Here is a 25,117-nt window from a genome sequence, read left to right on the forward strand (position 1 = left end):
GCTCCAGGGTCGGGGTCGGTGCGACCCGGGCAGCGTAGCAAAAACCTACCGAGTGGTAAGTATAAGTGGGTGCGACGTGGCCCGGCAGGGGGCGGGGCGGTGTCGCCGACGGCACTCCGGCCGCAGCGTCAGATGGCCGCGGACCAGCGGCGCTCGACGACGTCGCGCACGCCCGTGGCGAGAGTGCGCTCCCTCCCGTCGGGGCCGAGCCCCGCCGCGGACAGGAAGCGTTCGCGGGCCGTGTCGTCGTCGAGCACCCAGGTGACGACCTCCTCCGCGCCGTCGCTGCGGAGCCGGTCCACCGCGGCCGAGAGCAGTCGCGAGCCGTGCCCGCCGCGCTGGTGCTCCGGCTCGACCTCGAGCGCCACGACCTGGCCGGGGGCGACGGCGGCGAAGCCGACGATCTCGGGGCCGGCCAGCGCGACGAGGACGGCGAACCCCTCGCCGGGGGGAGCGGTGATCGCCTGCGCCCACCGGTCGCGCATCGCGCCCGTGTCGAGCGCGTCGACGACGCCGTCCCCCAGGGCGGCCTCGTGCGTCGCGCGCCAGGCCGACACCTGGACGCGGGTGACCGCCTCCTCGTCGCCGGGGACCGCCGGGCGGACCGAGACGTCGGCCGTCTCACGGAAGAGCGCCATCAAGCCAGCGTAGTGGCGGCGCCGTGCTCCCCGGGCCACGGTCCGCGCGGTGGTCCGAGGAACGCCGTCAGCCCCAGCCGAGCGCGCGCAGCCCGGCGGCCGTGGCCGCCGCCAGGACGACGACCACCACGAACGGGGCCCGCCACGCCAGCGCGACCGCGGCGACCGCGAGGGCGGGCACCCGCGCGTCGACGCTCAGCGCCTGACCGTCGGTGAACGTCTGCACCACCACCAGGGAGACGAGCAGCGCGACCGTCACGAGCGAGGAGGTGCGCTGCACCCGGTCGGTCGCGAGCCAGTGCTCGGGGACCAGGTGCCCCGCCAGCTTGAGCGCGAACGAGGCCAGCGAGGCGACGAGGACGGTCGCCCACAGCACGGCGGCGCTCATCGGCCCTCCTCGGCGGCGCGCGACGGCGCGACCAGGCCGGCGACGATCGCGGCAGCGGCCGCACCCAGGACGGGCACACCGGGTGGCGTCAGTGGCACGAGGGCGATGGTGACGCCGACGGCGAGCGCGGCCACGACCTGCGCGGCCCGGGCCGCGAGCCGCGGCCACACCAGCGCGAGGAACGCCGCGCCCGCGGCGGCGTCGAGCCCCCATGCCCGGGGGTCGCCGAGCGCGTCACCGGCCAGCGCGCCCAGCAGGGTGAACGCGTTCCACAGCGCGAACACGCCGAGGCCCGTCACCCAGAACCCGGCGCGGGTGGCGGCCGGCTCGCGCTGAGCGACGGCGACCGCGGTGGACTCGTCGATCGTCAGCTGCGCCGCGGCGAGGCGCCGCCACCCGCGCACCCCCAGCAGCGGGGCGACGACCGCGCCGTACAGCGTGTTGCGGGCGCCGAGCAGGGTGGACGTCGCGACGGCGGCGACGGGCGAGCCGCCTGCCGCGACCACGCCGACGAGCGCGAACTGCGAGCCGCCGGAGAACAGCAGGAGGCTCAGGGTCGCGGTCTGGCCCACGCTGAGCCCGGCCACCGCCGACAGCGCGCCGAACGAGATCCCGTACAGGCCGGTCGCCACGGCGACCGACGTCCCCTGGCGTACCGCGGCGCGTACCGCCGGGCTGAGGCGTCCTGGTCCCACGGCACCCAGCCAACCACGCCGCGGCGTCGCACCGCGCACCGTCCCGCCCCGGGGTGCCGGCGCCGCCCGCCCGGATGCTCCTACGGATGTCAGAGCGCGACGTAGACCGTCTCGAGGTACTCCTCGAGGCCCGCCTCGCCGCCCTCGCGCCCCAGCCCCGAGGCCTTGACCCCGCCGAAGGGCGCGCTCGCGTCCGAGACCATGCCGCGGTTGATGCCGATCATCCCGGCCTCGACCTCGTCGGACACCCGCATCGCCCGGTCGAGGGACGTCGTGTAGGCGTAGGCGGCGAGGCCGTACTCCGTCGCGTTGGCCAGCGCGATCGCCTCGTCGTCGTCCGCGACGGCCACGACGGGCGCGACGGGACCGAAGATCTCCTCGCGCACGGCTCGGGCGTCGGGGTCGACGCCCGCGAGCACGGTGGGCTCGTAGAAGGAGCCCGGCCCCTCCGGCCGGTCCCCGCCGGTGAGCAGCTGGGCCCCGCGCCCGGTGGCGTCGTCCACCAGGCCCGCGACGCGGTCCACCGCGCCGGCGTCGATGAGGGGGCCGACGTCGACCCCGTCCCGGGCGCCCGGACCGACCCGCAGCGACGCGAACCTGTCGGCCAGCCGCCGGGCGAACTCGCGCGCGAGCGAGTCGTGCACGTAGAACCGGTTGGCCGCGACGCACGACTGCCCGGCGTTGCGCAGCTTCGCGACGACCGCGCCGTCGACCGCGGCGTCCAGGTCGGCGTCGGCGAGGACCAGGAACGGCGCGTTGCCGCCGAGCTCCATGGAGCACCGCAGCACCTGGTCGGCGGCCTGGGCCAGCAGGGTGCGCCCGACGGCGGTCGAGCCCGTGAAGGAGAGCTTGCGCAGGCGGTCGTCGCCCAGGAGCGGACCGGTGAGATCGCCGGGGCTCGAGGTCGGCACCACGTTGACCACGCCGGTCGGCAGCCCGCGGTCGGCGAGCTCCGAGCGGATCACCTCCGCCACGAGCATCGTCGTCAGCGGCGTGGCGCTCGCGGGCTTGACGACCACGGGGCACCCGGCGGCGAGGGCAGGGCCGATCTTGCGGGTGGCCATCGCGATGGGGAAGTTCCACGGTGTCACGAGCAGCGCGGGGCCCACCGGCCGGCGGTGCACGAGCTGGCGGTTTGCGCCCGCCGGGGCGATCCGGACCAGTCCGTCGGCGCGCACCGCCTGCTCGGCGTACCAGCGCAGGAACTCGGCCCCGTAGGCGACCTCGGCGCGGGCCTCGGCGAGCGGCTTGCCGCACTCGGCGGTGATGAGGGAGGCGAACGCGTCCGTGCGCGCGGTGATCCGCTCGTAGGCCGCGCGCAGCACCTCGGAGCGCTCCCGCGGCGCGGCGGCGCGCCACGGGCCGGCGGCATCGGCGGCGGAGTCCAGGGCGCGGCGGCCGTCGTCCGCCGTGGCATCGGCCACGTCGAAGAGCACCTCGCCCGTGGCCGGGTCGGCCACCTCGAACGTGCGCCCGCCCGCCGCCGGGCCCCAGTGGCCGCCCACGAGCATCCCCGTGGGCAGGTGCGCCACGAGCGCGGGCGACAGCGTCGGTGCGGTCATGGCAGCCAGTATGGGACCGGCCCGCCGCCACTCACCAGCCGGGCGACGGCGGTCGCCGGGGTCCGTGACCGGTACGGTGGACCCATGACGCTTCCCGCGACGCCAGAGCGCCCCTTCGGTGCGGTGCTGACCGCGATGGTGACCCCGATGACGCCGGACGGCGCCGTCGACCTGAAGGCGGCGGCGGCGCTCGCGACCAAGCTGGTCGACGACGGGAACGACGGTCTGGTCCTGTCCGGCACGACCGGCGAGTCGCCGGTGACGCACGCGCCGGAGAAGGCGGCCCTGGTCGCCGCCGTGGTGGAGGCCGTGGGCGACCGTGCCGCCGTCCTGGCGGGCGCGGGATCCAACGACACGGCGCACGCGATCCGCATGGCCACCCAGGCCGCCGACGCCGGGGCGGACGGACTCCTGCTCGTGGCGCCCTACTACTCGAGGCCCACGCAGGAGGGCCTGTACCAGCACTGCGTGGCGGTCGCGGACTCCACGGACCTGCCCGTCATGCTCTACGACGTCCCCGGCCGCGCGGGCGTCCGCATCGCGCCCGAGACGTTCGGTCGCCTGGCCGAGCACCCGCGGATCGTCGCCAACAAGGACGCCACGGGAGACGTCTGGTCCGCCGCACAGCTGATCGAGGCCACGGGCCTGGCCTGGTACTCCGGCGACGACGGGCTGCTGCTGCCGATGCTGAGCGTCGGCGGCGCCGGCATCGTGTCCGTCGCGGCGCACCTGGTGGCGGCGCACTTCGCGCAGGCCGTGCGGTCGTGGGACGCGGGCGAGCACGCGGAGGCGCTGGCCGCGTTCCGGCCCACGGTCCCCGTCGTCAACGCGCTCAACGGCGCTGGCGCGCAGGCCGTGATGGCCAAGGCCGCGCTGCAGGCGCAGGGCGCCCTGGAGCACCGGACGCTGCGCCTGCCGAACGTCGCCGCGAGCGACCACGAGGTGGCGCACCTGCGCGCCGTGCTCACCGCCGTCGGGCTCATCCCCGCCAAGGCGACGCCGATGTCTCCTCCGGAGCTGCCGGAGGACGCCACCGCCGTCGTGGGGCACCCCGCGATCCATACGCCGCGCTGACCGCACGTCGCGCCGAGGAACTTCCGTACTGTTCGCACGAGGCCAGGAGGCCCCTTGAGTCACCCTCACCCCGAACTTCCCCTGCCCCCGGAGCTGCCCGCGCACGGCCTGCGAGTCGTCGCCCTCGGCGGCCTGGGCGAGGTGGGTCGCAACATGGCCGTCCTCGAGTACCAGGGCAAGCTGCTCGTCATCGACTGCGGGGTCCTGTTCCCCGAGGACCACCAGCCCGGCGTGGACCTGATCCTGCCGGACTTCGAGTACATCGCCGACCGGATGGACGACGTCGAGGCGATCGTCCTGACCCACGGGCACGAGGACCACATCGGTGCCGTGCCCTACCTGCTGCGCCTGCGCCGCGACATCCCGATCGTCGGGTCGCGGCTCACGCTCGCCTTCGTCGAGGCGAAGCTCAAGGAGCACCGCATCAAGCCCGTCACGCGCGTCGTGACCGAGGGCGAGACGGTGCAGCTCGGCGCGTTCGGCTGCGAGTTCGTCGCGGTCAACCACTCCATCCCCGACGCGCTCGCCGTCGCCGTGACGACGGGCGCCGGCACCGTGCTGCACACCGGCGACTTCAAGATGGACCAGCTGCCGCTCGACGGGCGGATCACCGACCTGCGCGCCTTCGCGCGGCTGGGGGAGAAGGGCGTCGACCTGTTCATGGTCGACTCCACGAACGCCGAGGTGCCCGGGTTCGTCACGAACGAGGTCGAGATCGGTCCCGTGCTCGACAACGTCTTCGCCCAGGCGGAGAAGCGGATCGTCGTCGCGTCGTTCTCCTCCCACGTGCACCGCGTGCAGCAGGTGCTCAACGCCGCCCACGCGCACGGCCGCAAGGTCGCGCTCGTCGGCCGCTCGATGGTGCGCAACATGGGCATCGCGGCGGAGCTCGGCTACCTGGACGTGCCGCCGGGGGTCCTCATCGACCTGAAGAAGGCCGGGGACCTGCCCGACGACCGCATCGTGTACATGTCCACGGGGTCGCAGGGCGAGCCGATGGCGGCCCTGAGCCGCATGGCGAACGGCGACCACCGCGTGCAGGTGGGCCACGGCGACACGGTGATCCTCGCGTCGTCCCTCATCCCGGGCAACGAGAACTCCGTGTTCCGGGTGATCAACGGCCTCACGCGGCTCGGGGCGCGCGTCGTGCACTCCGGTAACGCCAAGGTGCACGTGTCCGGCCACGCCAGCGCCGGCGAGCTGCTCTACTGCTACAACGTGCTGCGCCCGCGCAACGTGATGCCCGTGCACGGCGAGGTGCGCCACCTCGTCGCGAACGCCGCGCTCGCGGTCCGCACGGGCGTGCCGGCGGACCGTGTGGTGCTGGCGGAGGACGGCGTCGTCGTGGACCTGGTCGACGGCAAGGCGTCCGTCGTGGGCGCCGTGCCGTGCGGGTACGTCTTCGTGGACGGGTCGACCGTCGGCGAGGTGACGGAGAACGAGCTGAAGGACCGGCGGACGCTCGGCGAGGAGGGCTTCGTGTCCGTCTTCGCCGTGGTCGACACCGCGACCGGCAAGGTGCTGGCCGGGCCGCAGATCCTGGCACGGGGCATGGCGGAGGGCGACGCGGTCTTCGAGGAGATCCAGCCCGACGTCGTGCGGGCGCTCGAGGACGCCATCGCGGGCGGCGCCACCGACACCTACCAGCTCCAGCAGGTGATGCGCCGGGTCATCGGGCAGTGGGTGAACCGGCGGCTGCGCCGGCGGCCGATGATCGTCCCGGTGGTCGTGGAGGCCTGAGCCGGAGCGCAGTGGACGCCTGATCCCTCCGCCCCCGCCCGTGGGTCGTCCCACGGGCGGGGGCGTCGCTCTGCCGGGTACCGGACGTCGCCGCCCAGCGGGCCTCCTCAGCGCGCTCACCTGCGAACTTTTCGCTAACCTGGGGTGTGTTGGCCGATTCGTGGAGGAATCCGTGTCGCACCCAGAACCGTCTCGACCGTCGTCCGAACCGACCACGTCCGTGCACGCCGGTGCGACGGGACCCCGCCCGGCGGGCGCGACCGTGCGGCCGGTCCCGGGCCCGTCGCCCGCCGTGCCCCGGCCGCCGACGGCGCTCGGGACCGCGAGCATCGTCGTGGCCTGCGTGTGGACGGCTCTCGTCGCCGTCTCGTTCGTCTCGTCGTTCTCGGCGGCGGCGGCGCTCGGTGCCGCGCTCGACGAGATGGCCGCCACCGGCGGTGGGGGGATGCTCGAGGTCACGACGCACGACCGGGTGGCGCGCTGGCTCCTCGGCGCGCAGGTGGTCGCCTTCGTCGTGACCTGTCTGTGGCTGCACCAGAGCCGGCGTCTCGCCGTCACCCTCTCGCCGTTGGTCCCGCAGGCGCGCGGCCCGGTCTGGGTGTGGCTGGGCTGGGTCGTGCCCGTGGTGTCGCTGTGGTTCCCGTACCAGGTGGTCCGCGACGTGCGGTCCGCGACGGCCGGCTCGGTGCGGCGCGGCGGCCTGGGGCTGTGGTGGGGCTGCTGGCTGGGTTCGGCGTGGCTGATGAACCAGGCGACGTTCGCGACGATGGGCTACGGCCCCCGCGACCCCGCGCTCCTGCCCGGGATCGAGGGACTCTCCCTGCTGGTGATGGTCGTGGCGCTCGTGCTGTGGGTGCGTCTCGTGCGGGAGATCACCGCCGACCAGCGGACCCGGACGGCGTCCGCCCGATCCTGACGGCCGTCCTCCACCCCGGTCGCCGGGCGGCTCCGCCGGGGCCACGTCGCTCAGAGCCGCTCAGCGGGGCGCGAGCAGCGCGGGGCCCACCGCGCCGGCCGCGGCGTCGTACCGCGCGGCGCGGGCGTCGGCGTCGCCGGGCAGCAGCCCGGCGAGCTCGAGCGACACGAGCCCGTGGACCAGCCCCCACAGCCCGACGGCTGCCGCCTCGGTGCGGCCCCCGGGCGCCCCGACCACGCGCGCTACGGCGTCGCGGAGGACGAGGAACGTGGGCTGCTCGACGGGAGCCGGGGCGTGGGGTGCCGGGCGGACGGCGCGGTCGAACATCACACGGTAGAAGTGCGGCGCCGCCAGGGCGCTGGTGCGGTAGGCGCGGCCGAGCTGCCGCAGGTCCGCGACCGGGTCGGCGGTGCGGGGCACCGCGTCCAGGTGGGCGGCGAAGCGACGGAACCCCTCGTCGCTCACCGCGGTGAGCAGGTCCTCCCGGGACCCGAAGAGGGCGTACACGGCCGAGGTGCTCGTGCCGGCCGCGGAGGCCGCGGCGCGCACGGTGAGCGCGTCCTCGCCGCGCTCGGCGACGAGCTCGGAGGCGACCTCGAGCAGGCGGGTGCGCAGGGCGTCGTCGTGCACGCGGGGCCGGGCCATGCGGAGAGCCTAACCCCTTGACACCAGTTTGCGAACAGTGTTCTATAACAGTGTTCTCAAACTAGCGAGGAGGCCCCCGTGCTCGAGCTCACCGACGCGGCCCGCGTCACCGCGGGCATCGTCCTGCTGACCGTCGTGGCGATCGAGTCCGGCGGATACTTCCTGGTCAAGGTGGTGACGGGCAGGGTGCCCGCCACCGCGTTCCAGGCGTCCTTCTTCCGCGCCGGGCACGCCCACGCCGGCGTGCTCGTCGTCCTGGGGCTGCTCTGCGTCGTCCTCGCCGAGGCCACCGCGCTCGGCGGGTTCGCCCGGTGGGTCGCCGCCACCGGGGTGCTCGTCGCGGCGATCCTGATGCCCGCCGGGTTCTTCTTCTCCGCAATGGGCTCCGGGCGCACCCGCCCGAACGGTGCGGTGGTCCTCCTGCCGGCCGGCGCGGTCGCCCTCGCCGCCGGCGTGGTCACGCTCGCCGTGGGGCTGCTCGCCGCGGCATAGCGCCACGGGGGCGTCGTGAGGGGCGCCGGACACGCGTCCGCGACCTCCGCCGCCGGTCGTCCGGGCGCGGGTACGGTGGGACCATCATGGCGACCCGGACACCCGCCCGGAAGATCACCGGGACCCCGCGGGGCGCGGCGCGGACCGGGCGGAGTGCCTCGGTGTCCGCCCCGGCGCGTCGTACGCCCGCGCGCAGCTCGTCCCGCGCCCCCGCGCGGGGCGCGTCGTCGGCGCGCTCGGGCACGGGACGGTCGGGCACAGGGCGAGGCAGCCGTGGCGGGGGACGGCCGCCGTCGCGGCGCCCCGCGCGCCACGGCCCGTCGTGGCCGGTGCGCGCCGTCCGGGGCGCGTACCTCGGCGTCGCCCACGGCCTGGGCGCCGTGACCCGCAGCATCACCAAGGGAGCAAGAGACCTGGAACCCGAGCACCGCCGCGACGGCGTCGCCTTCTTCCTCATCGCGCTCGCGCTGGTCGTGGCCGCGCGCGAGTGGTGGGGGCTGTCCGGAACCTTCGGGACGGTCGTGCACGCGGTCGTCGCCGGCACCGTGGGGCTCGCCGGGGTCGCGGTCCCCGTGCTCCTCATCTGGCTCGGGGTGCGCGTCATGCGCCACCCGGAGCGGGGGCAGGCCAACTCCCGGGTCGCGATCGGTCTGACGTTCGTCGTGATCTCGGTGTGCGCGCTCGTCGCGATCGCCGAGGACAACCCGTCCCCGCGCCAGGGCTTCGCCGCCGTGCAGGACGCCGGCGGCATCATCGGCTACCTCGCCGCGACCCCGGTCGTGACCGGCGTGACCGCCTGGGTGGCCGTGCCCCTGTTCCTCCTCCTCGGCTTCTTCGGCCTCCTCGTCGTCACGGCGACGCCGGTGCACCGCATCCCGGAGCGACTGCGCGGGCTGTACGACCGGCTCACCGGCAACCACCACCCCGAGGAGGACGGCGACGGCCTGCCGCTGGCGGAGGGCGTCTCCCGTCACGACGGCACGGACACCACGCCGCAGCGCCGGAAGCGCACGCGCAAGACCAAGGCGCAGCGCGCCGCCGAGGCGGCCGAGGCGGCGGGGCTGGACGAGTACGCGGGCGACGAGGCGTTCGAGAAGGCGGCGACGCTCGAGAAGGAGACGGCCGCCGCGCGCGCGGGCAAGGCGAAGGCCGACCGGTCCGCGCCGACCCAGGCCGTCGCCGCACCGCCCGCGCCGCCCTCGCCGGCGCTCGTCGACGACGCCAAGCCGCCGGCGGGCGACCTGCCGCCCATGGGGCGCGGCGAGCAGCCGATGCTCGACGGCGACACGGTCTACCTGCTGCCCAGCGAGGAGTCGCTCGGCGAGGGCGCGCCGCACAAGACCAGGTCGGCGGCGAACGAGCGGGTCGTGGAGGCCCTGACGAAGGTCTTCGACGACTTCGGGGTCGACGCGCAGGTCTCCGGCTACACGCGCGGGCCCACGGTCACGCGCTACGAGGTCGAGGTCGGCGCGAAGACCAAGGTCGAGCGCATCACGTCGCTGACCAACAACATCGCGTACGCCGTGGCCAGCGCCGACGTGCGGATCCTCTCGCCGATCCCCGGCAAGTCCGCCATCGGCATCGAGATCCCGAACACCGACCGTGAGACGGTCGTGCTCGGCGACGTGCTGCGGTCCTCGGCGGCCCGCCGTACCGAGCACTCGATGGTGATGGGCGTGGGCAAGGACGTCGAGGGCGGCTACGTCGTCGCGAACCTCGCGAAGATGCCGCACATCCTCGTGGCGGGCGCCACCGGCGCCGGCAAGTCGAGCTTCATCAACTCGCTCATCGTCTCGATCCTCATGCGGGCCACGCCCGAGCAGGTGCGGCTCATCCTCGTGGACCCCAAGCGGGTGGAGCTGACGATCTACGAGGGCATCCCGCACCTGATCACGCCGATCATCACCAACCCGAAGAAGGCCGCCGAGGCCCTCGACTGGGTGGTGCGGGAGATGGACGCCCGCTACGACGACCTCGCGACGTTCGGGTACAAGCACATCGACGACTTCAACGCGGGCGTGCGCTCGGGCAAGGTGCAGCCGCTGCCGGGCTCGGAGCGCAAGATCGCGCCCTACCCGTACCTGCTGGTGGTCGTCGACGAGCTGGCCGACCTCATGATGGTCGCCCCGCGCGACGTCGAGGCCTCGATCCAGCGCATCACCCAGCTCGCCCGCGCCGCCGGGATCCACCTCGTGCTGGCCACGCAGCGGCCGTCGGTCGACGTCGTCACGGGCCTCATCAAGGCCAACGTGCCGTCCCGTCTCGCGTTCGCGACGTCGTCGCTCGCCGACTCGCGCGTCGTGCTCGACCAGCCGGGCGCCGAGAAGCTCATCGGCCAGGGTGACGCGCTGTTCCTGCCGATGGGCGCGGCCAAGCCGATGCGCGTGCAGGGCGCGTGGGTCACGGAGTCCGAGGTGCACTCCGTCGTGGAGCACGTGAAGTCCCAGCTCAAGCCTGTCTACCGCGAGGACGTCACGGCGCCCGCCGCGGCCAAGAAGCAGATCGACGAGGACATCGGCGACGACCTCGACCTGCTCCTGCAGGCGACGGAGCTCGTGGTGACCACGCAGTTCGGGTCGACGTCCATGCTGCAGCGCAAGCTGCGTGTCGGCTTCGCGAAGGCCGGTCGGCTCATGGACCTGCTGGAGTCGCGCGAGATCGTGGGCCCCTCCGAGGGGTCGAAGGCGCGCGAGGTGCTGGTCGGCCCCGACGGTCTGCCCTCGGCGCTCGCGCTCATCCGCGGGGAGACGCCCCCGGACGCCTACGACCAGGATGCCGAGGCCGCCGGGACGGGCGACCCGTACGCCGCGGGCACGGACGGGCACGCGCCGCCCGTGGCCACGGACTACCACGACGGCGCGGACACCGACCCGGAGCACGGCTGGCGCTGACGACGGGCGCTCCGTCGGCGTCGTGACCGCGGGCGGTCAGGGCGCCGTCCGGGGCACGACCTCGGGCTCGGGGCCGGTGGGTGTCGGCGGCTCGACGCGGTGGTCGGCGGCGTCGCGGACCGCCGCGGCCACCCGCTCCCGCCGGGCCACGAGCTCGGCGGCGGAGAGGTCGCCGGCCTCGCCGTCACCGAGGTCGGGCAGCGCGTGCACCCGGTGCCCCGCCGCGATGTCGACCGTGGTCCCGGTCCAGCCCACGTCCGTCACCAGCACGGGCGCGCCCGCGTGGTCCTGCCGGAAGGTCGCCGTGAGGAGCACACCGTTGCTGGTGCGCGCGTCGCAGCACGCGGCGCTCTGGTTCGACAGCAGGTTCCCGAGCCCGTAGGCGACCCACATGCCGTTGCCACCGGGGCCGCCGTCGAGCTTCTCGATGCGCTGCGGCACGTGCGCGTGATGGCCGATGACCAGGTCGACCGCACCGGACTCGGCGACGGCGTGCGTGACCTCGATCTGCTGGTCGGTCAGGTCCTCGGTGTACTCGACGCCGGCGTGCAGGCTGAGCAGCACGACGTCGGCCCCGGCGTCGCGGGCGCGGCGGGCGTCCGCGACGATCCTGTCGGCGTCGATGAGGTCCACCGCCCAGGGGGCCTCGTCCGGGACGGGGAGCCCGTTGAGGCCGTACGTCGCCGAGAGGTGGGCGACCGTGATCGTGCGTCCCGCCCGCTCCAGCTCGTAGCGCTGCGGGGCGGCCTGCTCGGCCTCCGAGCGCGCCGTGCCGGCGTGCCCGAGCCCGGTGGCGTCGAACGCGTCGAGGGTGGCGACCACGCCGTCGTACCCACGGTCCACCGAGTGGTTCGACGCGGTCGAGCAGCCGTCCCATCCCTGCGCCGCGACGGCGTCCACGAGGCCGCCCGGCGCGGCAAACAGCGGGTACCCGCTGGGCGGGGTGCCCTCGGGCGCCACCGGGACCTCCATGTGGCACAGCGCCAGGTCGGCCCCGGCGACCCACCGGTCGAGGCCGGACAGCAGCGTCTCGAAGTCGCTGCCGCCCTGCGCCGAGCGGACCACGGGCCCGTGGGGCAGCAGGTCGCCGGCGGCGAGCACCGTGAACCCGGCCGGCGGGTCGGGGGGAGGCGGCGCGGACTTGGCCGCGACCACCGCGGCCGGCACGGTCGTCGTCGGGGCCGCGACGTCGCCGTCGTGGTCGGTGACCTGCCAGGTCGTCCAGCCCGCGAGGCCGGCGGTGAGAAGGGCGAGCGACGCACCCACCCGGCGCGCAGCGCTGCGCCGCGGTCGTGCGTGCGTCGGACCCGCCGTCGTCGAGGGTGGCACCCGCCGAGGGTACCGGGTGTCGGGACCCGCAGGAGGTCGCCCGGTCACGGGGTGCGCCGCGGGCCCCAGTAGGCTGGCCGGATGACCGACCCGACTCCGTCGCCGTGGAACATCGCGAATCTCGTGACCATGGTCCGCATCGTCCTCGTGCCGGTCTTCGCGTGGGCGTTGCTCGCCGACGGCGGCGACTCGGTGACGTGGCGGCTGGTGGCGACGGCCGTCTTCGTGCTCGCCGCGGTGAGCGACAGGATCGACGGCTACCTCGCGCGCTCGCGCGGCCTGGTGACCGACCTCGGCAAGATCCTCGACCCGATCGCGGACAAGGCGCTCGTGGGGGCGGCGCTGATCCTGCTGTGGTGGCCGCTCGGCGAGCTGCCCTGGTGGGTGCCGGTCGTCATCCTCGCGCGCGAGCTCGGTGTCACCGCGATGCGCATGGTCGTGCTGCGGTACGCCGTCATGCCCGCCTCGCGCGGCGGCAAGATCAAGACCGTGCTGCAGATGGTCGCGATCACGCTCTTCCTGCTGCCGCTCGCGCACCTGCCGTCCTCCGTGCACGACACGGCCTGGGTGGTGATGTGGGCCGCGATCGGCGTCACCGTCGTCACCGGGATCGACTACGCGGCGCAGGGGTGGCGGCTGCGCCGCGACGCGAAGGCGGAGGGCCCCCGTCCCGAGGCCGCGGCGTGACCGCCGGCGACCTCCTCGACGCCGCGCTCGCCCGGGGCTGGACCGTGGGGGTCGCGGAGTCCCTCACCGGGGGCCTCGTCTCGGCCGCCCTCGTCGAGGTGCCGGGCTCGTCGCGGGTGCTGCGCGGGGCCGTCGTCGCGTACGCCACGGAGGTGAAGTCGTCGCTGCTGGGCGTCGACGCCGCGCTCCTGGACGCCCGGGGCGCCGTCGACCCCGACGTCGCCGCGCAGATGGCCCGCGGGGTGCGCCGCGCCGTGCGTGCCGACGTCGGCGTGGCGACCACGGGCGTGGCCGGGCCGGACCCGCAGGACGGCCACCCGCCGGGCGAGGTGTATGTGGCGGTGAGCACCCCCGACGGCGACCGGGTCCGCCGGCTCGACATCCCCGGGGAGCGGCCGGCGGTGCGCGACGGCGCCGTCCACGCCGCGCTCGACCTGGTGGTCGAGGCGCTCCGGTGAAGGATGCGTGAGGGACCGGGACGGTGGGAACAACGCCCCCGGCCGCGACGTTGCGGCAGGTGTGATGACCGACAGGGCACGAAAGCGTCTCGATCTGCCCCGCACCAGGCCCGGCACCGGGCCGGACAGGGCCCGGGCGCGGTACGGTGGTGCCACCCCGGCACGCCGGGGCACCGGACGGGCGACGACCCCGGCCGCCGGCCAGGCGCCGGCGGGACGGGACAGAGAGGGTCACACCGAGAGGGGGCGTGAGATGGTCGTACTGCGACGAGAGATCGGGGACGTGCTTCGTGGCGCGCGGCAGCGTCAGGGGCGCACCCTGCGTGAGGTGTCGTCGGCGGCGCGCGTGTCGCTCGGGTACCTGAGCGAGGTCGAGCGTGGGCAGAAGGAGGCCTCCTCCGAGCTCCTGGCCTCCATCTGCGAGGCCCTGGACGTCCCGATGTCCCTCGTGCTGCGCGAGGTGAGCGACCGGGTCGCGGTCGCCGAGGGGCTCCACATCCCGGACACGATCCCGGCGGACGTCTTCGCCGGCATGCTCAGCAAGGGCGGCGAGCCGCGCGAGGACGCCGTGCACGAGAAGCTCGCGCCGGTCGGCTGACGACACACGGCGCGCCGTCATACGGCACGACGAGGGGCCGGACCGCGGACGCGGTCCGGCCCCTTCGCCGTGCGGAGGTTCGAGCGTCGTCCGGCCTCACGCGGCGGGTGCGCGCTGGCACGACGGGCACCAGTAGACGACGCGCTCGGGGCCGTCGGGCCGGCGCCCGGGCCCGGACGTGCTGCCGAGCGCGACGGGCGTCGCGCACCGCCGGCAGGGGCGGCGGTGCCGGCCGTGGACCGCGTGCTCGACGGCGCCGAAGCCCGCGCGCCGCGCAACCGCGACGCTGCGGGACATGAGCCGCCGAGCCGTGCTCAGCAGCGTGGCCAGGGCCTGGTCGTCGAGGTCGCCCGCCGGGGTCCACGGCCAGACGCGGCAGGCGAAGAGCGCCTCGGCCGTCCAGATCGTGCCGAGCCCGGCGACGGTGCGCTGGTCGAGCAGCGCCGCGCACACCGCCCGGCCCGGCTCCGCACGGAGCCGGCTGACGCCCTCGCCGAGCCGGGAGGGAAATCCCGGCGCCAGGACGTCCGGCCCGAGGTGCGCCAGGAGGCGCGGCTCGTCCCGGGTCCGTAGGACGTCCAGCATGCCGAGCCGCCACCCCACGCAGGTCCATGTGCGGGTGGCCAGCACCGCGCGCACGGCGGGGGACCGTGCCGCGGCATCGCGCGAGCCGGTGCGGTGCACCCGCCACGACCCGTCCATGCGCAGGTGGGTGTGCAGGGTGCGGCCGTCGTCGAAGCGCAGCAGCACGTGCTTGCCGTACGCGGCCGCCTCCGTGAGCGCCCGCCCGACGAGGTCGACGCCCGCGGCCGACGGCCAGCGCAGCTCGGCCCGCACGAGCTCGGAGCCGCGCAGGGCCGCGCCGAGCCTCTCGGCGGTGAGGAGGAGCACATCTCCCTCGGGCATGACACGCAGCCTAGAGGCCGGGCCGGCGCCCCGGTGCACGACCCGGGTCGGCGCCGCCCGGGCACCGCACCACCCCACGGCGCGTCACGACGGTCGGAGCCCCCGCGGGGTGATCCCGAAGCCGGCGTCCAGCAGGGCGGCGGCCGCCGGCGTCCGGTCGCGGGCGGCGGACAGCGCCGCGACCCCGTCCACCCGCTGCACGGTCACGCGCCCCAGCCGGCCCTCCCGGGTCGCGGCCGCCAGGGTGCGTGCCGCGGCCGCGAGGCGGCCCGGGTCGCCGGCGTCCCCCCGGCCGAACGACAGCACGGTGCGGCCGCCGCGCTCGACGAAGAGCACGAGCTCGCCGTCGACGAGCAGCACCACGGCACCCGCCTTGCGGCCCGGCCGGTGCGTGCCCCCGGACGGCGCCGCCGATCCGGCCTCCGCGTCGCCGTCCCGGTCCGTCGGCCTCGGGGCGGCCGTCCGGCCCGCGGGACCGGCTCCCGACGTGCGGGGCCAGGCCACCGCGGCCCCGTACGGGTTGGCGGGGTCGGTGGCGGCGAGCAGCACGGCCTCGGGGACCGGGGCCCCTCGCGCGCCCGGGGCGGGCAAGGAGCCGCCGGAGCCGGCTACGCCGTCCGGTCCGTCCAGGCCGCCGGTGCCGTCCCGGGCCTCGCGGCCCGACTCGAGCCCACGGTCCCGGTCGCCTGCGTCCGCCCGCAGCTGGTCGACCGCCCCCGGCAGCGCGAACTGGGACCCGCCCAGCCCCTCGAGGAAGTACCCGCGGCGCACCGCGCCGCGCTCCTCCAGCTCCCCGAGCACCCGGTACACGTCCCGGAACCGCGACGCCACGCCCTCCACCGGCGCCACCGCCCGGGTGAGCACCCCGTGCCGCTCCAGCAGCACCTGCGACAGCGCGTGCGCGCGCAGCGTCGGGTCCGGCTCCACGGTCGGCAGCGCCGACCAGCGGCCGCCTCCCGTGCGCGGGGTCTCGGTGGCCGGGCGCGCCAGCCCGAACCGCGAGCCCCGCACGGGCCGCGCCCGGCCGGGCGCGGCGGGGGCGCGGTGCGCGCCCCCGCCGCGGCGGCCCGCGCCGCCGAGGGCCTCCCGCAGCGGGCCGAGCCGGTCGTTCGTCACCCGACCCGCCCAGACCAGGTCCCACAACGCCTCGAGGACCGCTGCCCGGCTCGCTCCCGCGAGCTCCGCCAGACGCGGCAGGAAGTAGCCGCCCGAGCCCGTCAGCAGGTCCAGCACCACCCGGTGCACGTCGGTGTCCAGCGGGCCGCCGTCGTCGACGGGGTCGGGGTCCCGCAGCGTGAGCGGCGCCCCGTCGGCGAGGTGCAGGCTGATCATCCCGTCGCCGCCGCCCGACCCCGGCAGCCGGCCGTGCCCGCACCACAGCACCTCGCCGGCGGTGGTGAGCTCGTCGAGGAGGGCGGGCGCGTAGTCGGACACCCGGGCGGGCAGCACCAGGGTCTCGAGCGCCGACGCCGGGACGGCCGCGCCCGAGAGCTGCTCCACCGCCCGCAGCACGCCGTCGGCGCCCCGCAACGTGCCGCCGGCGGCGCCGGCGCCCCCGGCGCGCGCCCCGACGCCGTGCCAGCGGGGGAGGAACACGCCGAGGGTCTCCGGGTCGACCGGCTCGACCTCCGCGCGCAGTGCGGCCAGGGACCGGCGACGCAGCGTCCGGAGCACCTCGGGGTCGCACCACTCGTCGCCCGTGCCGCCGAGCGAGGACGGCAGCAGCGCCCCGCGCACGACGGTGCCGGCGGACTCCAGGCCCGCGAGGGCGCGCTGCACCACCGCCACCCCCAACCCGAACCGGCGGGCCGCGTCCGCCGCGCCGAACGGCGCGTGGGTGCGCGCGTGGCGGCGCAGCAGGTCGCCGAGCGGGTCGTCGACCAGCTCCGTGAAGGCCTCCGGGACGCCCACCGGGAGCGCCACGCCGAGCGCGTCGCGCAGCCGGCCCGCGTCCTCGACGACGGCCCACTGCTCCGTCTCGTCCTCGGCGTGCCCCGCCAGCCGGACGCGGATGACGCGCCGCGCCGCCTCCAGCTCGGTGAGCCAGCCCGGCACCCGGTCCCGCACGTCCTCGCGGGTGCGGGCCCGCAGGGCGGGCAGCGGGTGCGGCCCCGTGCGCCGCAGCACGTCCCACAGGCCCTCCGCGTCGCGCGCCTGCCGGTCGGGGTGCAGCGCCTGCAGCAGGGCCTGGGTCCGCTCGACCGCCGCCGGGTCGAGCAGGTCGGCGAGCGCGGTGGCGCCCTGCTCGCCGAGGAGCTCGGCGAGCAGGTCCGGGTCGAGCGACAGGGCCGCCGCCCGGCGTTCCGCGAGCGGGGCGTCGCCGTCGTACAGGAACTGCGCCGTGTAACCGAACAGGAGCGCCTGCGCGAACGGCGACGGCGCGCTCGTCGTGACCTCGACGAGGCGGACCCGCCCGGCGGCCAGGTCGCCCATGAGCTCGGTCAGCGACGCGACGTCGAAGTCGTCGCGCAGGCACTCGCGCGCCGCCTCGAGCATGATCGGGAAGTCGGGGAACTGCGAGGCGACCTGCAGCAGCTGCGAGGCCCGCTGGCGCTGCTGCCACAGCGGCTGGCGCCGGTCGGGGCGGCGCCGGGGCAGCAGCAGGGCCCGCGCGGCGGCCTCCCGGAACCGGGCGGCGAACATCACCGAGCCGCCCAGCTCGTCCCGGACGGCCGCCAGCACCTCGTCCGGGTCGACGAGCAGGTCCTCGGCGGTGACGGCCGGCCCGCCGTCCCCGAGCCGGGCCCCGCCGTCACCGCCGTCCCCGGGGCCGACGGGGCCCAGGTCCCACCCCGTGTCGCCGGCGTCCGGGAGCCGCAGCACGATCCCGTCGTCGGCGTGCATCGCGGCGACGTCGGTGCCGTACCGCTCGCGCAGACGCGCGGCGACCACGAGCGCCCACGGCGCGTGCACGGGCGCGCCGAACGGGGAGTGGACGACGACGCGCCAGTCGCCGAGCTCGTCGCGGAACCGCTCGACGACGACGGTGCGGTCGTCCGGGAGCCGGCCCGTGGCGCGGCGCTGCTCGGTGAGGTACGCGGCCAGGTTGTCGGCGGCCCAGGCGTCGAGGCCGGCGTCGCGCAGGCGGGCGCGGCCGTCGTCGGTGCCGCGCTCGGCGTCCGCGGCCAGCAGCGCGTCGGTCTCGCGGACGAACGCGCCGACCGCTCGGCCGAGCTCGGCGGGGCGGCCGGGGGAGTCGCCCTTCCAGAACGGCAGGCGCCCCGGCAGGCCCGGGGCCGGGGTGACGAGGACCCGGTCGGGGGTGATGTCCTCGATCCGCCACGTGGACGACCCCAGCGTGAAGGTGTCCCCGACGCGCGACTCGTAGACCATCTCCTCGTCGAGCTCGCCGACCCGCTTGCCGCCCCGGGGGCGGGCTGCCCCGCCCGCGTCGGCGGGCGACCCGGCCGTGGGCGCGTCCGTCGCCAGGTACACGCCGTAGAGGCCGCGGTCGGGGATCGTGCCGCCGCTCGTGGCCGCCAGCCGCAGCGCGCCCGGCCGCCCGGAGAGGCGCCCCGTGGCCCGGTCCCACACGATCCGGGCGCGCAGCTCCGCGAAGTCCTCGCTCGGGTAGCGTCCCGCGAGCATGTCGAGCACGGCGCGCCACGCGCCGTCGCTCAGCGTGGCGAACGGCGCGGCGCGGCGGAACGTCGCCGCGAGCTCGTCGGCGTCCCAGTCGCGGGTGGCGAGCGCGGCCACCACCTGCTGCGCCAGGACGTCCAGCGGGTTCGCCGGGACCCGCAGCCGCTCGATCTCGCCGGCGCGCATCCGCTGGGCGACCACCGTGGCGGGCACGAGGTCGCCCCGGAACGTCGGGAAGACGACGCCGTGGGACACGGCGCCCACCTGGTGCCCGGCGCGCCCGATGCGCTGCAGCCCGCTCGCGACCGACGGCGGGGCGCCCACCTGCACCACCAGGTCGACGGCGCCCATGTCGATGCCGAGCTCCAGCGACGACGTCGCGACCACCGCGGGCAGCCGGCCCGCCTTGAGGTCGGTCTCCGTGCGGGTGCGCTCGGTGCGGCTCATCGAGCCGTGGTGGGCGCGGGCCAGCACCGGCGGCTCGCCGCCCTCGGGCGCGGGCGGCAGGCCGACCGACGCGCCGGACTGCCCCTGCGCCTGCGCCGGCCACTGCGTGCCGGGCTCCGGCAGGGCGGCGCCGGAGCGCTCGGCCCAGATCTCGTTGACCCGCGCCGTGAGGCGCTCGGCGCCGCGCCGGGAGTTGGTGAAGACCAGGGACGAGCGGTGGTCCGCGACGAGGTCCACCACGCGCTCCTCGACGTGCGGCCACACCGAGGCGCGGCGCAGCGGCGACGTCGCGTCGCCGGTGAGGTCCGCGGGCAGCCCGTCGCCGCCGTCGTCGACCACGGTGCCGGGTCCTGTGCCGGGTGCCGTGCCGGTCCCGTCGCCGGGGGCTGCGCCGTCCGCGCGGGCGGGACCGGCCGAGTCCAGGTCCGCCAGGTCGGGCACCGGCACGACCACATCGATCGCCCACCGCTTGTCCGCCGGCGGGTTCACCACGACCACCTCGCGCCCGCCCTCGGCGGCCGGGCGCCGGCCGCCGAGGAAGTCGGCGACCGCCTCCACCGGGCGGACGGTCGCGGACAGGCCCACCCGCTGGGCCGGCCGGTCCAGCATCGCGTCGAGCCGCTCCAGGCTGAGGGCCAGGTGCGCCCCGCGCTTGGTCCCCGCGACCGCGTGGATCTCGTCGACGACCACGGTCTCGACGCCGGCCAGCCCCGCCCGCGCCTGCGACGTCAGGACGAGGAACAGGGACTCCGGGGTCGTGACGAGCACGTCGGGCGGGCGCGTGGCGAACGCGCGCCGCTCGGACGCCGGCGTGTCACCGGTGCGGGCGCCGACCGTGACGTCCTCGACGGTGGTGCCGGCGCGGGCGGCGGCCTGGCGGATGCCGGCCAGCGGCGAGCGCAGGTTGCGCTGGACGTCGGCCGTGAGGGCCTTCAGCGGCGAGACGTACAGCACGCGGCAGCGGCGGGCGGGTTCCGGGCGGGGCGACGTCGTGAGCCGGTCGATCGCCCACAGGAACGCGGCGAGCGTCTTGCCGGAGCCGGTGGGCGCGACGACGAGCGCGTGCCGGTCGCTGCCGATCGCCTCCCAGGCGCCCGCCTGCGCCGGCGTCGGCGCGGCGAAGGCGCCGGCGAACCACGCGCGGGTCGCCGGGGCGAAGCGGGCCAGCGCGTCGGCGGCGGGGGTGTCGGTCACGTCGCCATCGTGGCAGGCGGGGCCGACAGGCCGCCCGTCGTGCGTGCGGCCCCGCGGGCTTGCGGTGCGTCCGGTGGGCCGTGGCAGGCTGGTCGCGTGCGCTACAGCGAGTTCCGCGAGCTGGTCGACGAGGTCTTCGGCCCGGGCTACGGCCGTGCCCTGGTCCGCGAGCAGGTGCTGCCGCGGCTGGACCAGCGGACCCCCGCCGAGGCCCTCGACGCGGGGGTCGAGCCGCGGGACGTGTGGCACGCCCTGTGCGACGCCCTCGACGTGCCCGACGCCGACCGCTGGGGGCGCGACGCCCGCCGGCAGGCGCCGCCGCGCCGCTGACGCCGCCCCCGCGCTGACGGGCTCAGGGGACCGCGGCGCGGCATCATGGCGCCATGAGTCGCGTGCCCGCCGCCCCGATGTCGGTCGCGGACCTGCGCTCCGGCCTGTGGTCCCTGGCCACGACGGCCGCGGGGCTCGCGGTCGCCATCGGCGTCGTCGACGGCGCCCGGGCGACCCCCGTGTGGGCGGTGCTGCCCGCCGCGCTCGTGGTCGGCGCGGGGGACGCGGTGCTGCGGGCCCCGCTGCGCCGGCTGGCGGGGGTCGTGGGCGCGCTCGGGGCGCTGGTCCTGGGGCTGGCGGCCCAGGTCGCCGTCCTCGTCGTCGCGCTGCGCCTGCTGCCCGGGCTCACCGTCCGGTCCTGGCCGGACGCCCTCGCGGTCCTCGTCATCGCCGCGTGCGTGATGGCGGTCGGGCACTGGGCCCTCGGGGCGAGCGACAACGCGTTCGTGGTCGCGGACCTCGTGCGCGGCGCACGGCGCCGGGCCGGCCTGTCCCGGCGCCGGCGGCGGGACGAGGGGGCGGGCGACGACGCGCCGCCCGGCCTGCTCGTCGTCATGCTCGACGGGGTGTCGCGGCCCACGCTGGAGCACGCGCTCGAGGCCGGCCTGACGCCGACCCTGGGGCGGTGGCTCTCCTCGGGCAGCCACCGCCTGGAGTCGTGGTGGGCGCGGGTCCCCTGCACCACCCCGGCGAGCACCCTGGGCCTGCTGCACGGGACGACGGCGCCGGTGCCCGCGTTCCGCTGGTGGTCGCGCGAGCACGGCCGTCTCGTCGTGACGAACCGTCCCGCCGACGCGGCGCTGGTGGAGGCCGCCGCGGGCGCCGGGCGCGGGCTCCTCGCGGACGGCGGCACCGCGGTGTCGACGATGTTCTCGGGCGGCGCCGCGACCTCCCTGCTCGTGATGAGCCGGGCGTCCGAGGGGCTGGGCCCTGGGCAGATGTTCGTGCGGTTCTTCGCCAGCCCGTTCGTCCTGGTGCGCGCGCTCGTGGTCACCGTCGCGGAGGCGGGCAAGGAGCTCTACCAGGGGTGGCAGCAGACGGTGCGCGGGGTACGTCCGCGGGTGTCCCGGCTGGGCTGGTACCCGGTGCTGCGCGCGGTGACGAACGTGCTCCTGCGCGACCTCAACACCTCGCTCGTCGCCGAGCAGCTGGTGCGCGGCGCGCCCGTGGTGTGCGTGGACCTCGTCGACTACGACGAGATCGCCCACCACGCGGGGCCGCTGCGCCCGGAGGCCCTGCGCGCCCTGGAGGGCCTCGACCGGGTGATCGGCCTGTGGGAGGAGGTGGCCCGCGGGGCGCCCCGCGACTACCGAGTCGTGGTGCTCTCGGACCACGGGCAGTCCCTCGGGGAGACGTTCGAGCAGGTCTCCGGGCGGTCCCTCGCGGACGAGGTGCGCCGGCTGATGGCGCGGACGCCGTCCGGCGGCGGGAACGTCTCGGACCAGGGCGTCCCGCCGGCCCGGGCAGGGCGGGACCGTGCCGCGCGACCGGGGCGCGCCGGGGGACCGGACCGGGAGGAGCGGGAGGCGTGGGGCCCGGCGAACACCGCCCTCAACTCGCTGCGCGGCGGCGACGCGCGCGTGCTCGTCGGGCCGGACCGGGACCGCCCGCGGCACGGCGGGCGGGAGCACGACGGCGGCCCCGGCGCGGGGCCCGCGAGGGCCGACCTGCCGGAGGTCGCGGTCGTCGGCTCCGGCAACCTCGGGATGGTGTGGTTCTGCCGGGAGCCGGCGCCGCTCGACGCCGCCCAGGTGTCCGCCCGCTGGCCGGCGCTGCTGCCGGGGCTCCTGGCCCACCCGGCCGTCGGGGTCGTCGTCGTGCGCGACGGAACCGGGCACGACGGCGGGCACGACGGCGGGCACGACGGCGTAGAGCCGGTCGTCGTGGCGCACGGCAGCGCGGGGACCCACCGCCTCACGGACGGGGCCGTCACGGGGCAGGACCCGCTCGCCGGGTACGGGTCGCGGGCGCGGGCCGACCTGCTGCGGGCCGCCCTCCTGCCCGACGCCGGCGACCTCGTGCTCGTCTCGGCGCTCGACCCGATGGGGCGCGTGCACGCCTTCGAGGGGCTGGTCGGCTCGCACGGCGGGCTGGGCGGGGCGCAGGGCGAGGCGTTCCTGCTGCACCCGGCGGAGCTCGACGTGCCCGACGCGGACCGGGAGGACGTCGACGGCCGGCGGATGCTGGTGGGTGCGGAGGCCGTGCACGCGCGGCTGGTGGGCTGGCTCTCGGCGCTGGGCCTGCGGGGCGAGCCGTGAGCGGCGCGCGGCGGGCGGGGGCTCGCGGCGGCGCCGCGACCGGACTGCGGGTGACCTGGCTGGGGCACTCGACCGTCGTCCTGGACCTGGTCGGGCCGGACGGCCGCGCGACGCGCCTCGTGACCGACCCGCTCCTGCACCGGCACGCCGGCCTGCTGCGGCGCCGCGGCGACCGCCCCGCGACCGACGCGTGGCGGGGCGCCCACGCGGCGCTCGTCTCCCACCTGCACCACGACCACGCCGAGCTGCGCTCGCTGCGGCTGCTGGGGGACGTGCCGGTGCTCGCGGCGCCCGCCAACGCGCGGTGGCTGCGGTCCAAGGGGCTGCGGGGCGTCGGCCTGGAGGGCACGTGGCGGGACACGGCGCACGACGCGCGGGCGGGCGGCCGGTCGGGGCACGCGACGCGCCCGGCCGGGGCGGGCAGCCCGCGGGCGTGGCACCCGGGGCAGTGGCACGACGTCGCCGGGGCGCAGGTGCGGCTCGCGCCGGCGGTGCACGGGGACCGTCCCATGCCGCACCGTCCGGGCGCCGCGGCGGGCCACCTGGTGCGGGCGGCCGGGGTGGACGGCGAACAGGGCGCGGGTCCGACGTTGTGGGCGGTCGGGGACACGGAGCACTTCCCGGGGATCGGTCACGTGCGCGACCTCGCCGGCGGACGCGTGGACGTGGCGCTGGTGCCGGTGGCGGGCTGGGGGCCCCGGCTGTCCGGCGGGCACCTGGACGCGGTGCGGGCCGCCGAGGTCTGCGCGGAGGTGGGCGTGCGGGTGGCGGTGCCCGTGCACTGGGGGACGCTGCACGCCCCGGGCGGGCGCCACCTGCCGCCGGGCTGGATGGACCACGCGGGCGAGGGCTTCGCCGCGGCGGTGCGGAGGGTGGCGCCGGGGACCCGGGCGGTCGTGCTGCGCCCGGGCGGGGCGTGGCGGTGGGACGACGGCTGAGCACGACGGAGCGGGGGTTGCGGCACGCCGGTGCGCCGGGACTGGCATCGAACAGATGTTCGGCTAGAGTGGGTCCACAGACACGTTCGCGTCCGTGCCCGTCCACAGCTCGCCGGCCGGTGGCCGACGGTGTCGGTGGCGGGACGTACGGTCGGCAACAACATGAGTACGCAGCCACGAACGCCGGCGCGCAGCCGCCGCGCCCAGAACGCAAAGGTGACCGACATGCCTGCACCGGCAGACCGTGATAAGGCCCTCGAGGCCGCGCTCGCACAGATCGACCGCAACTTCGGCAAGGGCTCGGTCATGCGTCTCGGCGAGGAGGGGCGTGCCCCGGTGGACGTCGTGCCGACGGGGTCCATCGCGCTCGACGTGGCGCTCGGGATCGGAGGGCTCCCGCGTGGCCGCGTCATCGAGGTGTACGGGCCCGAGTCGTCCGGCAAGACGACGGTGGCGCTGCACGCCGTCGCCAACGCCCAGAAGTCCGGCGGCATCGCCGCGTTCATCGACGCCGAGCACGCCCTGGACCCGGAGTACGCCAAGAAGCTCGGCGTCGACACGGACGCCCTCCTGGTCTCCCAGCCGGACACCGGCGAGCAGGCCCTGGAGATCGCGGACATGCTGATCCGCTCCGGGGCGCTGGACATCATCGTCATCGACTCGGTCGCGGCCCTGGTCCCCAAGGCCGAGATCGAGGGGGAGATGGGCGACAGCCACGTCGGCCTCCAGGCCCGGCTCATGTCCCAGGCGCTGCGCAAGATCGCGGGCGCGCTGAGCTCGTCCGGGACCACCGCGATCTTCATCAACCAGCTGCGCGAGAAGATCGGCGTATTTTTTGGCTCGCCCGAGACGACGACGGGCGGCAAGGCGCTGAAGTTCTACGCCTCGGTGCGCATGGACATCCGGCGCATCGAGACTCTCAAGGAGGGGACCGAGCCCGTGGGCAACCGCACGCGGGTCAAGGTCGTCAAGAACAAGATGGCGCCCCCGTTCAAGCAGGCGGAGTTCGACATCCTGTACGGGGTCGGCATCTCGCGCGAGGGCGGGCTCATCGACATGGGCGTGGAGCACGGGTTCGTGCGCAAGTCCGGCTCCTGGTTCACCTACGAGGGGGACCAGCTCGGCCAGGGCAAGGAGAACGCACGGGCGTTCCTGCGGGACAACCCCGACCTCGCCAACGAGATCGAGAAGAAGATCAAGGAGAAGCTCGGCATCGGCGCCCGGCTGGACGCGCCGGCCCCGGACGTCGCGGCCGATGCCGTGGCTCCGGCGGTGAAGGCCGACGTCGCCGCCGCCCCAGCCCCGGCCAAGGGCGGTGCGAAGGGGAAGAAGGCCCCGTTCTGATGGCC

At 76.4% G+C, this 25,117-nt stretch carries 20 protein-coding genes; 12 read left to right on the top strand and 8 right to left on the bottom strand.

Features of this window, described 5'->3' with window-relative positions; all coding sequences use genetic code 11:
- Positions 1 to 128: 128 nt before the first annotated feature.
- From EYB28_RS08920 to EYB28_RS08930, 4 genes are all read right to left on the bottom strand, one after another.
- A complete protein-coding gene (locus EYB28_RS08920; protein ID WP_166846792.1) occupies positions 129 to 638 on the bottom strand; it encodes a GNAT family N-acetyltransferase in 510 nt (169 codons plus the stop codon).
- Positions 639 to 705: 67 nt separating this feature from the next.
- The gene (locus EYB28_RS20095; protein WP_205710877.1) at positions 706 to 1,026 is read right to left on the bottom strand and encodes an AzlD domain-containing protein; all 321 of its coding nucleotides are present in this window, start codon (positions 1,024 to 1,026) and stop codon (positions 706 to 708) included.
- Positions 1,023 to 1,721: an AzlC family ABC transporter permease gene (locus EYB28_RS20100; protein ID WP_240930458.1), complete on the bottom strand. Its 699-nt coding sequence runs from the start codon at positions 1,719 to 1,721 to the stop codon at positions 1,023 to 1,025. Before EYB28_RS20100 ends, EYB28_RS20095 begins: the two co-directional genes overlap by 4 nt.
- Positions 1,722 to 1,810: 89 nt before the next feature.
- Positions 1,811 to 3,283: an NAD-dependent succinate-semialdehyde dehydrogenase gene (locus tag EYB28_RS08930; protein WP_166846798.1), complete on the bottom strand. Its 1,473-nt coding sequence runs from the start codon at positions 3,281 to 3,283 to the stop codon at positions 1,811 to 1,813.
- A gap of 84 nt (positions 3,284 to 3,367) precedes the next feature.
- Between EYB28_RS08930 and dapA the strand changes: the two genes are divergently transcribed.
- From dapA to EYB28_RS08945, 3 genes are all read left to right on the top strand, one after another.
- The gene (gene dapA / locus EYB28_RS08935; RefSeq protein ID WP_166846800.1) at positions 3,368 to 4,357 is read left to right on the top strand and encodes a 4-hydroxy-tetrahydrodipicolinate synthase; all 990 of its coding nucleotides are present in this window, start codon (positions 3,368 to 3,370) and stop codon (positions 4,355 to 4,357) included.
- A gap of 54 nt (positions 4,358 to 4,411) precedes the next feature.
- The gene (locus EYB28_RS08940) at positions 4,412 to 6,097 is read left to right on the top strand and encodes a ribonuclease J (protein WP_166846803.1); all 1,686 of its coding nucleotides are present in this window, start codon (positions 4,412 to 4,414) and stop codon (positions 6,095 to 6,097) included.
- A 220-nt stretch (positions 6,098 to 6,317) separates the two neighbouring features.
- Positions 6,318 to 7,013: a DUF4328 domain-containing protein gene (locus EYB28_RS08945; RefSeq protein WP_166846805.1), complete on the top strand. Its 696-nt coding sequence runs from the start codon at positions 6,318 to 6,320 to the stop codon at positions 7,011 to 7,013.
- A 60-nt stretch (positions 7,014 to 7,073) separates the two neighbouring features.
- On the opposite strand, the gene EYB28_RS08950 is transcribed toward EYB28_RS08945, so the two are convergent.
- A complete protein-coding gene (locus tag EYB28_RS08950; protein WP_166846806.1) occupies positions 7,074 to 7,658 on the bottom strand; it encodes a TetR/AcrR family transcriptional regulator in 585 nt (194 codons plus the stop codon).
- 78 nt (positions 7,659 to 7,736) lie between these two features.
- Between EYB28_RS08950 and EYB28_RS08955 the strand changes: the two genes are divergently transcribed.
- On the top strand, positions 7,737 to 8,150 hold the full coding sequence (locus EYB28_RS08955; RefSeq protein ID WP_166846809.1) for a hypothetical protein: 414 nt from the start codon (positions 7,737 to 7,739) through the stop codon (positions 8,148 to 8,150).
- 86 nt (positions 8,151 to 8,236) lie between these two features.
- Complete coding sequence (locus EYB28_RS08960; protein ID WP_370459457.1) at positions 8,237 to 11,041, top strand: DNA translocase FtsK 4TM domain-containing protein; 2,805 nt, start codon at positions 8,237 to 8,239, stop codon at positions 11,039 to 11,041.
- Positions 11,042 to 11,077: 36 nt separating this feature from the next.
- Here the strand turns inward: EYB28_RS08960 and EYB28_RS08965 are convergent, their stop codons facing one another.
- Entirely contained in the window at positions 11,078 to 12,370 is a 1,293-nt protein-coding gene (locus EYB28_RS08965; protein ID WP_240930459.1) for a CapA family protein, read from the bottom strand.
- Between the two features lie 81 nt (positions 12,371 to 12,451).
- On the opposite strand from EYB28_RS08965, the gene pgsA reads away from it, so the two are divergent.
- The 3 genes from pgsA to EYB28_RS08980 all read left to right on the top strand — a co-directional run bounded on the left by pgsA (position 12,452) and on the right by EYB28_RS08980 (position 14,113).
- Positions 12,452 to 13,057 carry a CDP-diacylglycerol--glycerol-3-phosphate 3-phosphatidyltransferase gene (gene pgsA, locus EYB28_RS08970; RefSeq protein ID WP_166846812.1) on the top strand — a complete coding sequence of 202 codons (606 nt, stop codon included), beginning with the start codon at positions 12,452 to 12,454 and terminating at the stop codon, positions 13,055 to 13,057.
- Positions 13,054 to 13,515: a CinA family protein gene (locus EYB28_RS08975; protein ID WP_166846815.1), complete on the top strand. Its 462-nt coding sequence runs from the start codon at positions 13,054 to 13,056 to the stop codon at positions 13,513 to 13,515. Before pgsA ends, EYB28_RS08975 begins: the two co-directional genes overlap by 4 nt.
- Before the next feature lie 253 nt (positions 13,516 to 13,768).
- The gene (locus EYB28_RS08980; protein WP_166846816.1) at positions 13,769 to 14,113 is read left to right on the top strand and encodes a helix-turn-helix domain-containing protein; all 345 of its coding nucleotides are present in this window, start codon (positions 13,769 to 13,771) and stop codon (positions 14,111 to 14,113) included.
- A gap of 96 nt (positions 14,114 to 14,209) precedes the next feature.
- Here the strand turns inward: EYB28_RS08980 and EYB28_RS08985 are convergent, their stop codons facing one another.
- Both EYB28_RS08985 and EYB28_RS08990 read right to left on the bottom strand, forming a co-directional pair.
- Complete coding sequence (locus EYB28_RS08985) at positions 14,210 to 15,019, bottom strand: DNA-formamidopyrimidine glycosylase family protein (protein WP_166846818.1); 810 nt, start codon at positions 15,017 to 15,019, stop codon at positions 14,210 to 14,212.
- Positions 15,020 to 15,103: 84 nt separating this feature from the next.
- Complete coding sequence (locus EYB28_RS08990) at positions 15,104 to 20,242, bottom strand: DEAD/DEAH box helicase (protein ID WP_166846820.1); 5,139 nt, start codon at positions 20,240 to 20,242, stop codon at positions 15,104 to 15,106.
- A gap of 96 nt (positions 20,243 to 20,338) precedes the next feature.
- On the opposite strand from EYB28_RS08990, the gene EYB28_RS08995 reads away from it, so the two are divergent.
- The 4 genes from EYB28_RS08995 (at position 20,339) to recA (ending at position 25,112) form a co-directional block, all read left to right on the top strand.
- Positions 20,339 to 20,572 carry a DUF3046 domain-containing protein gene (locus tag EYB28_RS08995; RefSeq protein WP_166846823.1) on the top strand — a complete coding sequence of 78 codons (234 nt, stop codon included), beginning with the start codon at positions 20,339 to 20,341 and terminating at the stop codon, positions 20,570 to 20,572.
- 53 nt (positions 20,573 to 20,625) lie between these two features.
- Positions 20,626 to 22,830: an alkaline phosphatase family protein gene (locus EYB28_RS09000; protein WP_166846825.1), complete on the top strand. Its 2,205-nt coding sequence runs from the start codon at positions 20,626 to 20,628 to the stop codon at positions 22,828 to 22,830.
- Positions 22,831 to 22,880: 50 nt separating this feature from the next.
- Positions 22,881 to 23,768 (top strand): MBL fold metallo-hydrolase, encoded by an 888-nt coding sequence (locus EYB28_RS09005; protein WP_240930460.1) that lies wholly within the window; start codon positions 22,881 to 22,883, stop codon positions 23,766 to 23,768.
- 225 nt (positions 23,769 to 23,993) lie between these two features.
- Positions 23,994 to 25,112, top strand: coding sequence for a recombinase RecA (gene recA / locus EYB28_RS09010; protein WP_166846827.1), 1,119 nt, complete (start codon positions 23,994 to 23,996; stop codon positions 25,110 to 25,112).
- Positions 25,113 to 25,117: the final 5 nt, after the last annotated feature.

This window comes from Isoptericola sp. BMS4 (assembly GCF_011634835.1).
Taxonomy (GTDB): Bacteria; Actinomycetota; Actinomycetes; order Actinomycetales; family Cellulomonadaceae; genus Isoptericola.

Excerpts from the sequence above, each read along its gene's own strand:
- EYB28_RS08920 (WP_166846792.1), bottom strand. The coding sequence starts at position 638 with ATGGCGCTCTTCCGTGAGACGGCCGACGTCTCGGTCCGCCCGGCGGTC.
- EYB28_RS20095 (WP_205710877.1), bottom strand. The coding sequence starts at position 1,026 with ATGAGCGCCGCCGTGCTGTGGGCGACCGTCCTCGTCGCCTCGCTGGCC.
- EYB28_RS08930 (WP_166846798.1), bottom strand. The coding sequence starts at position 3,283 with ATGACCGCACCGACGCTGTCGCCCGCGCTCGTGGCGCACCTGCCCACG.
- dapA (WP_166846800.1), top strand. The coding sequence starts at position 3,368 with ATGACGCTTCCCGCGACGCCAGAGCGCCCCTTCGGTGCGGTGCTGACC.
- EYB28_RS08950 (WP_166846806.1), bottom strand. The coding sequence starts at position 7,658 with ATGGCCCGGCCCCGCGTGCACGACGACGCCCTGCGCACCCGCCTGCTC.
- EYB28_RS08960 (WP_370459457.1), top strand. The coding sequence starts at position 8,237 with ATGGCGACCCGGACACCCGCCCGGAAGATCACCGGGACCCCGCGGGGC.
- pgsA (WP_166846812.1), top strand. The coding sequence starts at position 12,452 with ATGACCGACCCGACTCCGTCGCCGTGGAACATCGCGAATCTCGTGACC.
- EYB28_RS08980 (WP_166846816.1), top strand. The coding sequence starts at position 13,769 with ATGGTCGTACTGCGACGAGAGATCGGGGACGTGCTTCGTGGCGCGCGG.
- EYB28_RS08985 (WP_166846818.1), bottom strand. The coding sequence starts at position 15,019 with ATGCCCGAGGGAGATGTGCTCCTCCTCACCGCCGAGAGGCTCGGCGCG.
- EYB28_RS09000 (WP_166846825.1), top strand. The coding sequence starts at position 20,626 with ATGAGTCGCGTGCCCGCCGCCCCGATGTCGGTCGCGGACCTGCGCTCC.
- recA (WP_166846827.1), top strand. The coding sequence starts at position 23,994 with ATGCCTGCACCGGCAGACCGTGATAAGGCCCTCGAGGCCGCGCTCGCA.